Source organism: Burkholderia sp. BCC1640 (genome assembly GCF_902833125.1).
In the GTDB taxonomy this organism is placed as follows: domain Bacteria; phylum Pseudomonadota; class Gammaproteobacteria; order Burkholderiales; family Burkholderiaceae; genus Burkholderia; species Burkholderia diffusa.
In genome coordinates this window covers 141120-155196 of record NZ_CADFEF010000005.1, presented here as the reverse complement: position 1 = coordinate 155196, position 14077 = coordinate 141120, and the positions used below count along the sequence as shown (strand labels likewise).

Sequence of the window (14077 nt, the reverse complement as noted above, 5' to 3'; positions counted from 1 at the left end):
AACGGAGATTCGGGCGCGACGTGGCTAGGACGTCGCGCGGTCACCACGAAAACCCTGGGGTCCCCGAATGTATCAGTACGACCAGTACGACCAGACGATCGTCGACGAGCGAGTCGCGCAGTACCGCGATCAGGTGCGCCGCCGCCTGTCGGGCGAGTTGAGCGAAGACGAGTTCCGTCCGCTGCGCCTGCAGAATGGCCTGTACATGCAGCGCCACGCGTACATGCACCGCATCGCGATTCCGTACGGCAACCTGCGCAGCGAGCAGCTCCGCATGCTGGCGCGCATCGCCCGCGAACACGACCGCGGCTACGGCCACTTCTCGACGCGCTCGAACATCCAGTTCAACTGGGTCCAGCTCGAGGAAACGCCCGAAATCCTCGCGAAGCTCGCGTCGGTGCAGATGCACGCGATCCAGACGTCGGGCAACTGCATCCGCAACATCACGGCCGACCAGTTCGCCGGCGTTGCTCAGGACGAGGAGATCGATCCGCGTCCGTGGTCGGAAATCCTGCGCCAGTGGTCGACGTTCCATCCCGAATTCGCATGGCTGCCGCGCAAGTTCAAGATCGCGGTGTCCGGCTCGAAGCACGACCGCGCGGCCGTGCAGATCCACGACCTCGGCGTGTACCTGAAGAAGAACGCGCAGGGCGAAGTGGTCGCGAGCATCCTCGCGGGCGGCGGTCTCGGCCGCACGCCGATCGTCGGCGCGGTGATCAAGGAAGACCTGCCGTGGCAGCACCTGCTGACCTACTGCGAAGCCGTGCTGCGCGTGTACAACCGCTACGGTCGCCGTGACAACCTGTACAAGGCGCGTATCAAGATCCTCGTGAAGGCGCTGTCGCCCGCGAAGTTCGCGCAGCAGGTCGAGGAAGAGTGGCAGCACCTGAAGGACGGCCCGTCGACGCTCACGCAGGCGGAAGTCGACCGCGTGTCGCAGTACTTCTTGCCGCCCGTCTACGAGAAGCTCGCCGACACCGACGCGTCGTTCGAACAGCACCTGCTCGAGAACAAGGCGTTCGCGCGCTGGGTCGAGCGCAACGTCGCGCCGCACAAGGTGCCGGGCTATGCCGCCGTCACGCTGTCGCTGAAGGATCACCGCGTGGCCCCGGGCGACGCGACCGACGCGCAGATGGACCTGGTGGCCGACTGGGCCGACGCGTACTCGCTCGGCGAACTGCGCGTGTCGCACGAGCAGAACCTGATTCTCGCGAACGTGAAGAAGCGCGACCTGTTCGCGGTGTGGGAAAAGGCGAAGGCGGCCGGTTTCGCGACGCCGAACGTCGGCCTGCTGACCGACATCATCGCGTGCCCGGGCGGCGACTTCTGCTCGTTGGCGAACGCGAAGTCGATCCCGATCGCGCTGGCGATCCAGCAGCGTTTCGACGATCTGGACTACGTGTACGACCTCGGCGATCTGTCGCTGAACATTTCCGGTTGCATGAACTCGTGCGGTCATCATCACGTGGGCAACATCGGCATCCTCGGCGTCGACAAGGACGGCGCCGAGTGGTACCAGGTGTCGCTCGGCGGCGAGCAGGGCACGGGCCGCAACGGCGCGCGCCTCGGTCGCGTGATCGGGCCGTCGTTCTCCGCGGAGGAAGTGCCGGACGTGATCGCGAAGCTGATCGACACGTTCGTCGAGACGCGCGTCGACGGCGAGCGCTTCATCGACACGTACGACCGCATCGGCATCGCACCGTTCAAGGAGCGCGTGTATGCGGCGCGCCAGGCAGTGAACGCGTAACCAACCGGGTAGAAGGAATTTGCAGATGGCTTCGATTATCAAGAACCGCGCAGTGATCGACGACGCATGGCAGGTCGTGCGCGCGGCGGAAGACGGTGCGCTGCCCGCGGTCGACGCGTTGCCGGCCGGCAAGGTGCTGGTGCCGTTCGCCCTGTGGCAGGCCGAGCGCGCGGCGCTCGTCGCAGCAAAGACGAAAGACGAACTCGGCGTGTGGCTCGCGCCGGACAGCGAGCCGGCCGATCTCGTGGCCGACTTCGGTGCGATCTCGCTGATCGCCGTCGATTTCCCGCGCTTCGCGGACGGCCGCGGCTACAGCATCGCGCGCCTGCTGCGCGAGCGCCACGGCTGGACCGGCGAGCTGCGCGCGATCGGCGACGTGCTGCGCGACCAGCTGCTGTACATGTCGCGTTGCGGCTTCGACGCGTTCGCGGTGCGTGCCGACAAGGACATCCGCGACGCGCTGAACGCGTTCGGCGAATTCACGCAGCGTTACCAGGGCGCGTTCGACGAGCCGGCGCCGCTGTTCCGCCGCCGCGATGCCGCGGCCGACGCCAAGGTGAGCGCATGAGCACCGCGACCGCACTGACGCCGGAACTCGCCGCGAAGGTCGAGCGCCTCGACGCGCTGCTCGCGCAGATCGGCGCGCGCCACGAGAAGGTGAAGTTCGCGAGCAGCCTCGCCGCGGAAGACATGCTGCTCACGCACGCGATCCTGTCGAAGGGCGTGTCGATCGGCATCTTCTCGCTGAACACCGGCCGCCTGCACGCGGAAACGCTGGGCATGATCGACCGCGTGCGCGAGCGCTACGGCTACGAGATCGAGCAGTTTCACCCGCGCCAGGACGCGGTCGACCAGTACGTCGCCGAGCACGGCCTGAACGCATTCTACGAAAGCGTCGAGCTGCGCAAGTCGTGCTGCCACATCCGCAAGGTCGAGCCGCTGAACCGCGCGCTGGCCGAGGTCGGCGCGTGGGTCACTGGCCAGCGCCGGGAGCAGTCGGTCACGCGTGCGGAACTGCATGAGGAAGAACAGGACGAAGCGCGCGGGATCGCGAAGTACAACCCGCTCGCCGACTGGACGGAAGCGGACGTGTGGGCGTACCTGAAGGCGTTCGACGTGCCGGTCAACCCGCTGCATGCGCGCGGCTACCCGAGCATCGGCTGCGAGCCGTGTACGCGCGCGATCCGCCCCGGCGAGGACAGCCGGGCGGGCCGCTGGTGGTGGGAGTCGCGCGACACGAAGGAATGCGGGCTGCACATCACGATCACGCCGATTCCCGCGAACGCCGAAGCCGGCGCCGCGCACTGAAAGCCGACAAGAAACCGAATATTGCGCCGCCCGCGACAGCGGGCGGCACGAACCCAGAAGAGAAGGACTGAAATCATGAGCACGACGCTCGAGCAATCCGCCTTTGCCCCGCCCACCGGCGCCGACGACCGCATGGGCCACCTCGACTGGCTCGAAGCCGAGTCGATCCACATCCTGCGCGAACTCGTTGCCGAATGCAGCAAGCCGGCGCTGTTGTTCTCGGGCGGCAAGGACTCGGTCGTCGTGCTGCACCTCGCGCTGAAGGCATTCGGCCTCGGCGCGAACCGCAAGACGACGCTGCCGTTCCCGCTCGTGCACATCGATACGGGCCACAACTACGAGGAAGTGATCGACTTCCGCGACCGCCGTGCGCAAGAGCTCGGCGCCGAACTGGTGGTCGGCCACGTCGAGGATTCGATCAAGCGCGGCACGGTCGTGCTGCGCCGCGAAACCGATTCGCGCAACGCCGCGCAGGCCGTCACGCTGCTCGAGACGATCGAACAGCACGGCTACACGGCGCTGATCGGCGGCGCGCGCCGCGACGAAGAGAAGGCGCGCGCGAAGGAGCGGATCTTCTCGTTCCGCGACGAATTCGGCCAGTGGGATCCGAAGGCGCAGCGCCCGGAACTGTGGAGCCTGTACAACGCGCGCCTGCACAAGGGCGAGCACCTGCGCGTGTTCCCGATCTCGAACTGGACCGAGCTCGACGTGTGGCAGTACATCGCGCGCGAAAATCTCGAACTGCCGTCGATCTACTACGCGCACCAGCGCGAGATCGTGCGCCGCAACGGTTTGCTCGTGCCAGTCACGCCGCTCACGCCGATGCGTGACGGCGAGACGAGCGAACTCGCGCAGGTGCGCTTCCGCACGGTCGGCGACATCAGCTGCACGTGCCCGGTCGAGAGCGACGCGGACGACGTCGAGAAGATCATCGCCGAGACGGCGGTGACCGAGATCACCGAACGCGGCGCGACCCGGATGGACGATCAGGCATCCGAAGCCGCGATGGAACAGCGCAAGAAGCAAGGTTATTTCTGAAGCACACGAGGACATTCACATCATGAGCATCATCGAGAACACCGAAGACCTCGGCGTGTTGCGCTTCATCACCGCGGGCAGCGTCGACGACGGCAAGAGCACGCTGATCGGCCGCCTGCTGTACGACAGCAAGGCCGTGCTGTCCGACCAGCTGTCCGCGCTGTCGCGCGCGAAGAACAAGCGCACGGTCGGCGACGAGATCGACCTCGCGCTGCTGACGGACGGGCTCGAAGCCGAGCGCGAGCAGGGCATCACGATCGACGTTGCATACCGCTACTTCGCGACCGCGAAGCGCAAGTTCATCATCGCCGACACGCCGGGCCACGAGCAGTACACGCGCAACATGGTGACGGGCGCATCGACCGCGCATGCGGCGATCATCCTGGTCGATGCAACGCGCGTGACGGTCGAGAACGGCGTCGCGGAACTGCTGCCGCAAACGAAGCGCCACAGCGCGATCGTGAAGCTGCTCGCGCTGCAGCACGTAATCGTCGCGATCAACAAGATGGACCTCGTCGAGTACAGCGAAGCACGCTTCAACGAGATCCGCGATGCGTACGTCGCGCTCGCGAAGCAGCTCGGCCTGAAGGACGTGCGTTTCGTGCCGGTGTCGGCGCTGAAGGGCGACAACATCGTCGGTGCGAGCGAGCGCATGCCGTGGTACGCGGGTGAGCCGCTGCTCGACGTGCTCGAATCGCTGCCGGTCGAGACGCAAGCGCATGACGCGCTGCGCTTCCCGGTGCAGTGGGTCGCACGCCAGGACGGCAGCTCGGCCGACGATTTCCGCGGCTACATGGGCCGGATCGAATCGGGCGAGGTGAAGGTCGGCGACGAAATCGTCGTGCTGCCGTCGAACCGCACCGCGACGATCGCCGAGATCGTCGCGCCGGTGCCGGGCGGCACCGCGTCGGTTGCGCACGCATTCGCGGGCCAGACGGTGACGATTCGCCTCGAACAGGACGTCGACGTGTCGCGCGGCGACATGTTCGTTACGACCGCCGAGACGGTCGCGCCGGCGAAGAAGCTCGAGGCGGACCTGTGCTGGTTCGACGAGACGCCGCTGTCGCCGCAGCGCAAATACCTGCTGAAGCAGACCACGAGCACGGTGTTCGCGAAGATCGGTGCGGTCAAGGAAGTGCTCGATGTGCATACGTTGTCGCACGCGACCGACCGCCAGGAACTGAAGATGAACGACATCGGCCGCGTGGCGCTGACGCTGCAGAAGCCGATCGTCTGCGACACGTACGACGCGCATCCGGGCACGGGCGCGTTCGTGCTGATCGACGAGGCGACGCATCATACGGTCGCCGCCGGCATGATCCGGGCGTTCTCGGCGTAACCGGCGTTTAGCGCCGCCCGTGCGGGCGGCGCGCGCCGGTCGCCGTTCACGAGCAGGACAAGCGAAGCGACAAACATGGGCAAGGTGTATCTGATCGGAGCAGGGCCGGGCGCGGCGGACCTCATCACGGTGCGTGGCGCGCGGCTGCTCGAGCAAGCCGACGTCGTGCTGCACGACGCGCTCGTCGAGCCGGCGATGCTCGACTATGCGCCGAACGCGCGGAAAATCGCGGTCGGCAAGCGCTGCGGGCAGCGTTCGACCGCGCAGCACTTCATCAACAAGCAAATCGTCGACGCGGCGCGCGAGCATGCGTGCGTCGTGCGCCTGAAGGGCGGCGATCCGATGCTGTTCGGGCGCGCCGAAGAGGAAATGCGCGCGCTCGAGGCGGCCGGCATCGATTACGAGGTCGTGCCGGGCATCACCGCGGCGCTGGCAGGCGCGGCGACGCTGAAGCGCTCGCTGACGTTGCGCGGCGTGTCGCGCAGCGTCGCGTTCGCGACGCACAGCCGCGCACCGGGCAGCGACGAGATTCGCGAGGCCGCGCGCGCCGATTCGATCGTCTACTACATGGGCCGCGACAGCGCGCCGGGCATCGCCCGCGAACTGATCGACGCGGGACGTGCGCCCGCGACGCCGGTCGCGATCGTCGAGGCGTGCAGCACCGCGCGCGAACGCACGCTGACGCTCACGCTTGCGCAGATGGCGGCGGGCGACGCACAGGCGTGGCTCGACCCGACGGAGCCGAGCCTGTTGATGATCGGCGATGCGTTCGCCGAACGCGTGCGGCACGTGAAAGAGGGTGATGCGCTGCAGGATGCCGCTTGAGTCGAGCGCGTGGTTCGCAGGCGTAAAAAAAGCGCTGGCTTCCGAAGCCAGCGCTTTTTTGTTTGGGCTCGCCGATTCGCTTACGCGTCGGGGCCGACCTGGTCGATGCAGTAGCGTGCGATCGCATCGAGCACGCCGTCGTCTTCACCGACGGCCGTCGCGCAGCGGATCTCGATGCCCGGATGCACGGCGCGGCACGCGTCGACGAGCTGCGGCAGGTCGCGGCGCACATGGCCGCCCTGGCCGAAGAACACGGGCACCACGGTGATGCGCGTGCAGCCGGCCGCGACCTGCGCGGCAACGGCCGTATCGAGCGACGGCGTCATCAGTTCGAGAAACGCGAGCGACACGTGCGGGGCAGGGGAGCCGGCCGCGCGCAGCCGCGCGGCGAGCCGCTCGAACGGCTCGGCCCAGCGCGGATCGCGTGCGCCGTGGCCGAACAGGACGATGCCGTGCAAACTCATGTCGAAGCCTCCGTCGTGACGGCGCTCAGTGCCGGTCGACCCACTTGAGCGCGAACAGGCCGAGCGCGAGATAGATCAGGCCCGGTGTCGCCGCGGTCAGCGGCGCGGGCCACGTGTTCAGCGTGCCGATGTGCGAGAACAGCGTGTTGAGCAGCTGGAAGCTCATGCCGAGCATGATGCCGCCGAACACCTTCACGCCGACCACGCCGGCACGCGTATGCAGGTACGCGAACGGCAGCGACAGCACGAGCATCACGAACACCGCGAACGGGTAGAGCAGCTTGCGCCACAGCGCGATGTCGTAGCGCTGCGTGTCCTGCTGGTTTTCGCGCAAGTGCTGGATGTAGCGGAACAGGTTGATGAGCGACATCCGTTCCGGTGACACGAGCAGCACCGACAGGATCTGCGGCGTCAGGTCCGAGCGCAACCGGTATTCGGGCAGCGTCACCTGCTGCGATCGGTACACGGGGTTCAGCGCGTCGGCCGGTTCGCCGCTGATCGGCTTGATCGGCGTCAGTTCGGTTTCCGTCACGCCCTTGAGCAGCCAGTGGCCGGGCGGTTCGTAGCGGCCTGTTTCCGCGATCCGCACGTTCTGCAGCTGGAATTTCGAGTCGAATTCGTAGATGCGCACGTTGCTGATCGTCGAATCGGGCGACAGGCTGCCGACGTTGACGAAGCGCGTGACCTGCTCGCCGTTCTCGCGGGCCGCGAGCGTGTCCTTCACCCACACGCCCGACTGGAAGTTCGACGACACCGACGCGCCGAGCGCCTGCAGCCGCACGCGTTCGGACAGCTGGTCGGCGTACGGGCCGACGAATTCGCCGATCAGGTAGGTGATGATCACGAGCGGAATGCCGATCTTCAGCAGCGAGCGCAGCGCCTGGTTGGTCGCGAGGCCCGACACGCGGAAGATCGTGAATTCCGAGTTCGCGGCCATCTGCGCGAACACGTAGATCGCGCTGATCAGCGCGGCGACCGGGATGATCTCGTAGAAGCGCGACGGGGTCTGCAGCGCGACGCGCAGCACCGCGTAGCCGAACTTGTAGTTGCCGTGCCCGACCGAGTTCAGTTCGCTGATCAGGTCGAAGAAGAAGAACAGGCCCGAGAACGCGAACAGGATGAAGATGAACGTGACGTAGATCTGCCGCGCGAAGTATTTTTCATAGAGCCGCATCGATCATGCTCCCGAGCGGCCGAACAGCGCGCGTGTAAACAGCGGACGATTGCGCACGCGCAACCAGAAGATGACCGCGACGATCGCCGCCACGACCAGGTGCAGGCCGACGAGACCGACGCCGAACGACATCTTGCCCTGCTCGATCTGCGCCTGCACGACGTTCAGCAGGTTCGAATACGTGAGGTAGATCAGCACGGCCATCACGAGGTTGATCGTGCGGCTGCGGCGCGGGTTCTGGTACGACAGCGGAATGCCGAGCACCATCAGGTTGATGGCGATCAGCGGCAGCCCCGCGCGCCACGCGAATTCCGCGAGGTTGTCGCGCGTCGGATTGCGCAGCAGGTCGGGTGTCGGCGTGCTGTTGGTAGTCGGCACGTTGGTGACCGGCGTGCTCGTGATCTTCACGCCGTAGCGCTGGAACTCCATGATCTTGAAGTTCGGCTGGCCGGGCGTGCCGTCGTAGCGGCGGCCGTCCTCCAGCACGACGAAGCGATCGCCGTCCTTCGTTTCCGTGTGGCCCGTGTGCGAGACCACGACGTTGACCTTGCCGTTCTCGGTCGACGTGACGAACACGTTCTGCACCTTGCTCTGGTCCGGCGACATCTTCTCGATGAAGAACACGCGATGGTTCGACGCCGATTCGCGGAACTGGCCGGGCGCGAGCAGCGAGATCTCGTCGCGCTGCTGGAAGCGCGCCTTGATCATCTTGCTCTGCTGGTTCGACCACGGCCAGCCGACGAACGCGAAGAACGCGATCAGCAGGACGATCGGCGTGGCGAACACGCCGATCGGCTTGATCAGGCGCGTGAGGCTCACGCCCGACGCGAGCCAGACGACCATTTCGGAGTCCCGGTACCACCGGGTCAGCACGAACAGGATCGACACGAACAGCGTGACGACGAGCATCACGGCGAGATAGCCGATCACGGTCAGGCCGATCAGCACGAGCACGTCGCGCGGATCGATTTCGCCGGACGCGGCGTAGCCGACGATGCGAATCATCATCGTCGTGAGCATGATCGTGAGCAGCACCATGAACACGGCGCCAGCCGTATACGCAAGCTCGCGCTGGAGGGAGCGTTCGAAGATCATTCTTGATGAGAAGAGGGCGGGAGGCTGCGCACGCGTGGTGGAGCGCTCGCGCCGCCACGGGAAAAATAGCGGATAATTGCGGCTTTCATCCTTAGCCCAGATTTTATCCGAGGACAAGCGCGATGGACTTTAGCATAAAAGGCTGTGATTGGAGCAAAGGCGAGGCCAAGGGGTTCCTGACCGGGAAGTCGGACTGCATCGTGCTCGGCATCTTCGAGGCGCAGACTCTCTCGGGCGCGGCGCTCGACATCGACACGGCCACCAAGGGGCTGATCTCGCGCGTGGTGAAGGCCGGCGACATGGACGGCAAGCGCGGCAAGACGCTGTTCCTGCACGAGGTTTCGGGCATCGGGGCGTCGCGCGTGCTGCTCGTCGGCCTCGGCAAGCAGGATGCTTTCAATCAGAAAGCCTACAACGACGCGGCGACGGCCGCATGGCGCGCGCTGCTGGCGACCAAGGTCGTCCAGGTCACGTTCTCGCTCGCGCAACTGCCGGTCGACGAGCGCGGCTCCGACTGGGGCGTGCGTGCGGCGATTCTCGCGCTGCGCAACGAGACGTACCGCTTCACGCAGATGAAGAGCAAGCCGGAACCGGCGTCGCATACGCTCAAGCGCGTCGTGTTCAGCGTCGATCCGGCCGATGAAAAGGCGGCGAAGCTGGCGGCCAAGCAGGCCGTCGCGCTGGCGAACGGGATGGACCTCACGCGCGACCTGGGCAACCTGCCCGGCAACGTGTGCACGCCGACCTATCTCGGCAACACCGCGAAGAAGATCGCGAAGGATTGGGGTCTGAAGGTCGAGGTGCTCGGCCTGAAGCAGATCCAGGCGCTCAAGATGGGCTCGTTCCTGTCGGTCGCGCGCGCGTCGGTCGAGCCGCCGCAGTTCATCGTGCTGCATTACCAGGGCGCCGCCGCGAAGGCCGCGCCGGTCGTGCTGGTCGGCAAGGGCATCACGTTCGACACGGGCGGCATCTCGCTGAAGCCGGGCGAGGGCATGGACGAGATGAAGTACGACATGTGCGGCGCGGGCTCGGTGCTCGGCACGATGCGTGCGGTCGCCGAAATGGGCCTGAAGATCAACGTCGTCGCGATCGTGCCGACCTGCGAGAACATGCCGGGCGGCAATGCGACGAAGCCGGGCGACATCGTCACCAGCATGAAGGGGCTGACGATCGAGGTGCTCAACACCGACGCCGAGGGCCGCCTGATCCTGTGCGACGCGCTCACTTATGCGGAACGCTTCAAGCCGGCAGCCGTGATCGACGTGGCGACGCTGACGGGCGCTTGCGTGATCGCGCTCGGCGCCCACAACAGCGGCCTGTTCTCGAAGGACGATGCGCTCGCGGGCGAGCTGCTCGACGCCTCGCGCGAAGCGAACGATCCGGCGTGGCGCATGCCGCTTGACGACGAATACCAGGAACAGCTGAAGTCGAATTTCGCGGACATCGCGAACATCGGCGGACGTCCGGCCGGCGCCGTGACGGCGGCTTGCTTCCTGTCGCGCTTCACCGACAGCTATCCGTGGGCGCACCTGGACATCGCCGGCACGGCGTGGAAGGGCGGCGCGGCGAAGGGCGCGACCGGCCGTCCGGTGCCGCTGCTCGCGCAGTTCCTGATCGACCGCGCCGGCCAGTGATGGCGGGTCTCACGACGATGCGGGTGCGCGGGCAATGACACGAATCGATTTCCATTCGAACGTCGGCGATTCGCTCGCGTACGCATGCCGGCTGCTGCGCAAGGCCTACCTGGCCGGGCAGCCGGTCGTCGTGCTGGCGGAACCCGCGCGCCTGCGCGCGCTCGACGAGCGGCTCTGGACGTTCTCGCCGCTCGATTTCATTCCGCACTGCGGCGTCGACAGCGCGCACGCGGCCGGCACGCCGATCGTGCTGACCGCTGATCTTGACCAGGCGCCGCATCACCACGTGCTGCTGAACCTCGGCGCGGCCGTGCCCGCGCAGTTCGCCCGCTTCGAGCGCCTGCTCGAGGTGGTCGGCAATGCGCCGGACGAGCTGGCCGCGGGCCGCGATCGCTATCGCTTCTACCGCGATCGCGGATACGCGCTGAACAACTACAAGCAAGGCAGCTAGCCGAAACCGTCGACGGAGCGTCCCCGTGACACAAGCCGATTCCTCTTCGATCCCGACGCTGACCGACGTGCTGGTGCCGGGCAAGCCGGTGCCGGCGCGTTCGTCCGCGACCGATGCGCAGCCGCGCGACGATGCCGCCGCGCCGGAACACGCGGAAACCGACCCCGAATTCGTGGTGGTCGAGCCGGTGCCGACGCCGGACGTCACGGCCGTCGAACTGCCGGGCGACAGCGATGCGCCGGCGCAACCCGATGCTGCCGGGCACGTCGTCGCCGAGGAGTCGGCTGCGGCACAGGCGCCGTTGCGCTCCGCGCTGGCCGAGGACGAGGGGCAGCAGGCAGGCGCCGCCGCGATGCCGCGCGATGCCGGCGAAGCGATGCCGTCTCACGCGGTCGCACCGGCTGCCGACGAACTGGCCACCGATCATCTGGCTCGCGCAGTGCACCCGGAGTCGCATGCGGCCGCCGCGCTGACGCCAGAGGACGCGCAACATATCGCCGAGCGTCTGCGCAATCGGCTGACGAATTATCTGACCGGGGAAGGACGCGAGGCCATCGAGGCACGCTGCCGCGAGGCGCTGCACGACCATACGGCCTGGCTGGTCGGCCAGATCACGCGCGAAGTGGCGCTGGCGCTCGAAACCGAAGTGATGGAATGGGTTCGCGACGCGGTCGACGAAGAGATCGCTCGCCGCCGGATCGGACGTTCAGCCTGAGCGCACGGCGCGTTTCGTGCGCGGGTGCCGCGGGCGCGGCTCCTGTCGCAACGAGAAGCATGGCGCGCGTGCACGCGCCCGGTCATCCGGTTCAGCGCAGCGACAGCACCCATTGCGCGAGCGTATGCGCTTCGCCGCTCGTCAGCTGCGTATTGGCGGGCATCGGCACGCCGCCCCACACCCCGACGCTGCCTTTCACGATCGATTGCGCGAGGTAATCGACGGCGTCGGCACGTGCGGTGTACTTGCCGGCGATGTCATGGAACGACGGGCCCATCAGCGGCTTGCCGACCGCATGGCAGGCCATGCAGTTCTTGCGCTGCGCGAGCACGAGTCCGTCGCCGGCCTGGTCGGCGTGTGCCGCCGCCGCGCTGCCGGTCAGCAGCGCCACGAGCAGCGCACGCGATATCGTCTGTTTCATGCGAGTCTCCGCCGGCGGGAACGGCCGGCTTCACGGTCCGCGCATTATAAAAGCAAAGGGAAAGCGCGTTTTGCGCGTTTTCCCGGCGGCCGTCCGCAATGGGGTCGCATGACCCGCGTGCCGCGTCAGCCGGTGACGGCACCCTTGTTCGCCGGGCGCGCGAGGGCCGCGTACTTGGCGAGCACGCCGCGCGTGTAGCGCGGCGCCGGCTGCTTCCATGCAGCGCGCCGGCGCGCGAGCTCGGCGTCGTCGACGTTCAGCTGCAGCACCAGCCGGTGCGCATCGATCGTGATCGAGTCGCCTTCCTGCACGAGCGCGATCGTGCCGCCGACGAAGGCCTCGGGCGCGACGTGCCCGACCACCATCCCCCAGGTGCCGCCCGAGAAGCGGCCGTCGGTGATGAAGCCGACCGATTCGCCGAGCCCCTTGCCGATGATCGCCGACGTCGGTGCGAGCATTTCCGGCATGCCGGGGCCGCCCTGCGGGCCGAGATAGCGCAGCACCAGCACGTCGCCCGCGCGGATCCGGTCGCCGAGGATCGCGTCCATCGCGCTTTGCTCGTCGTCGAACACGCGCGCCGGGCCCGTGATCACCGGGTTCTTCAGGCCGGTGATCTTCGCGACCGCGCCGTCTTCCGCGAGGTTGCCCTTCAGGATCGCGAGATGCCCTTCCTTGTACAGCGCGCGATCGATCGGGAAGATCACCTTCTGGTCCGCGCGCGGCACGCCCGGCACATCCTTCAGCTCCTCGGCGATCGTACGGCCGGTGATCGTGATGCAGTCGCCGTGCAGCAGCCCCGCATCGAGCAGGATCCGCAGCACCTGCGGGATGCCGCCGGCCTGGTGCAGGTCGGTGGCCACGTACTGGCCCGACGGCTTCAGGTCGCAGATCACCGGCACGCGCTTGCGGATGCGCTCGAAGTCGTCGATCGTCCAGTCGACCTCGGCCGCGTGCGCGATCGCGAGATAGTGCAGCACCGCGTTGGTCGAGCCGCCGGTCGCCATGATCAGCGACACTGCGTTCTCGATCGACGCCTTCGTGATGATGTCGCGCGGCTTCAGGTCGCGCTTCACGGCCTCGACCAGCACGCGCGCCGATTCGGCAGCCGAGTCGACCTTCTCCTGATCGGGGTTCGCCATCGTCGACGAGTACATCAGCGACATGCCGAGCGCCTCGAACGACGAGCTCATCGTGTTCGCGGTGTACATCCCGCCGCACGACCCCGACGTCGGGCACGCGTTCTGCTCGACTCCTTCGAAATCTTCCTGCGACATCCGGCCCGCGGTGAACTCGCCGACCGCCTCGAACGACGACACGATCGTCAGGTCGCGGCCCTTCCAGTGGCCGGGGCGGATCGTGCCGCCGTACACGTAGATGCCCGGCACGTTCAGGCGCGCGAGCGCGATCATCCCGCCGGGCATGTTCTTGTCGCAGCCGCCGACCACCACCACGCCGTCCATCCACTGGCCCTGCACGCAGGTCTCGATGCAGTCGGCGATCACTTCGCGCGACACGAGCGAGTACTTCATCCCCTCGGTGCCCATCGACATGCCGTCCGAGATCGTCGGCGTGCCGAAGATCTGCGGGTTCGCATCGGCCGCCTTCACCGCCGCGACGGCCGCGTCCGACAGCCGCTGCAGGCCCGAGTTGCACGGCGTGATCGTCGAGTGGCCGTTCGCGATGCCGATCATCGGCTTGTCGAAATCGTCCTTCTGGTAGCCGAGGGCGTAATACATCGAGCGGTTCGGCGAGCGGGCCACGCCTTGCGTGATGTGCTTCGAGCGACGGTTGTACGGCATGGGGGACTCCATCGTTGTATTGGCGACGCCCGCGAACGGCGCGCCGGTTCGGATCAATCAAGAATGG

14 protein-coding genes are annotated in these 14077 nt (G+C 67.0%); 9 read left to right on the top strand and 5 right to left on the bottom strand.

The window, feature by feature from the left end; all coding sequences use genetic code 11:
• Positions 1-67: 67 nt before the first annotated feature.
• The 6 genes from HWX25_RS07880 (at position 68) to cobA (ending at position 6257) form a co-directional block, all read left to right on the top strand.
• Positions 68-1747, top strand: coding sequence for a nitrite/sulfite reductase (locus tag HWX25_RS07880; protein WP_175908014.1), 1680 nt, complete (start codon positions 68-70; stop codon positions 1745-1747).
• 25 nt (positions 1748-1772) lie between these two features.
• Entirely contained in the window at positions 1773-2315 is a 543-nt protein-coding gene (locus HWX25_RS07875) for a DUF934 domain-containing protein (RefSeq protein WP_059527659.1), read from the top strand.
• Complete coding sequence (locus HWX25_RS07870) at positions 2312-3055, top strand: phosphoadenylyl-sulfate reductase (protein ID WP_175908012.1); 744 nt, start codon at positions 2312-2314, stop codon at positions 3053-3055. The genes HWX25_RS07875 and HWX25_RS07870 overlap by 4 nt, the downstream gene beginning before the upstream one ends.
• Before the next feature lie 75 nt (positions 3056-3130).
• The gene (gene cysD, locus HWX25_RS07865; RefSeq protein ID WP_059468264.1) at positions 3131-4093 is read left to right on the top strand and encodes a sulfate adenylyltransferase subunit CysD; all 963 of its coding nucleotides are present in this window, start codon (positions 3131-3133) and stop codon (positions 4091-4093) included.
• Between the two features lie 22 nt (positions 4094-4115).
• A complete protein-coding gene (locus tag HWX25_RS07860; RefSeq protein WP_175908010.1) occupies positions 4116-5432 on the top strand; it encodes a sulfate adenylyltransferase subunit 1 in 1317 nt (438 codons plus the stop codon).
• A 75-nt stretch (positions 5433-5507) separates the two neighbouring features.
• Positions 5508-6257 (top strand): uroporphyrinogen-III C-methyltransferase, encoded by a 750-nt coding sequence (cobA, locus tag HWX25_RS07855; RefSeq protein ID WP_059820239.1) that lies wholly within the window; start codon positions 5508-5510, stop codon positions 6255-6257.
• An 80-nt stretch (positions 6258-6337) separates the two neighbouring features.
• On the opposite strand, the gene HWX25_RS07850 is transcribed toward cobA, so the two are convergent.
• From HWX25_RS07850 to lptF, 3 genes are read right to left on the bottom strand one after another with little or no spacing between them, the layout of a single operon-like run.
• Complete coding sequence (locus HWX25_RS07850; RefSeq protein WP_175908008.1) at positions 6338-6721, bottom strand: CbiX/SirB N-terminal domain-containing protein; 384 nt, start codon at positions 6719-6721, stop codon at positions 6338-6340.
• A 25-nt stretch (positions 6722-6746) separates the two neighbouring features.
• Complete coding sequence (gene lptG, locus HWX25_RS07845) at positions 6747-7895, bottom strand: LPS export ABC transporter permease LptG (RefSeq protein ID WP_175908006.1); 1149 nt, start codon at positions 7893-7895, stop codon at positions 6747-6749.
• Between the two features lie 3 nt (positions 7896-7898).
• A complete protein-coding gene (gene lptF, locus HWX25_RS07840) occupies positions 7899-8990 on the bottom strand; it encodes an LPS export ABC transporter permease LptF (RefSeq protein ID WP_059820241.1) in 1092 nt (363 codons plus the stop codon).
• Between the two features lie 122 nt (positions 8991-9112).
• Here lptF and HWX25_RS07835 point away from each other — a divergent pair, with 122 nt between their 5' ends.
• From HWX25_RS07835 to HWX25_RS07825, 3 genes are read left to right on the top strand one after another with little or no spacing between them, the layout of a single operon-like run.
• Positions 9113-10624, top strand: a complete 1512-nt coding sequence (locus tag HWX25_RS07835; RefSeq protein WP_059820242.1) for a leucyl aminopeptidase — start codon at positions 9113-9115, stop codon at positions 10622-10624.
• A gap of 34 nt (positions 10625-10658) precedes the next feature.
• Positions 10659-11075: a DNA polymerase III subunit chi gene (locus HWX25_RS07830; protein ID WP_059527631.1), complete on the top strand. Its 417-nt coding sequence runs from the start codon at positions 10659-10661 to the stop codon at positions 11073-11075.
• 25 nt (positions 11076-11100) lie between these two features.
• Positions 11101-11790 carry a DUF2486 family protein gene (locus tag HWX25_RS07825; protein ID WP_175908004.1) on the top strand — a complete coding sequence of 230 codons (690 nt, stop codon included), beginning with the start codon at positions 11101-11103 and terminating at the stop codon, positions 11788-11790.
• 91 nt (positions 11791-11881) lie between these two features.
• On the opposite strand, the gene HWX25_RS07820 is transcribed toward HWX25_RS07825, so the two are convergent.
• Positions 11882-12211 carry a c-type cytochrome gene (locus HWX25_RS07820; protein ID WP_059692234.1) on the bottom strand — a complete coding sequence of 110 codons (330 nt, stop codon included), beginning with the start codon at positions 12209-12211 and terminating at the stop codon, positions 11882-11884.
• A 125-nt stretch (positions 12212-12336) separates the two neighbouring features.
• On the bottom strand, positions 12337-14010 hold the full coding sequence (ilvD, locus tag HWX25_RS07815; RefSeq protein ID WP_175908001.1) for a dihydroxy-acid dehydratase: 1674 nt from the start codon (positions 14008-14010) through the stop codon (positions 12337-12339).
• Between the last annotated feature and the right edge of the window lie 67 nt (positions 14011-14077).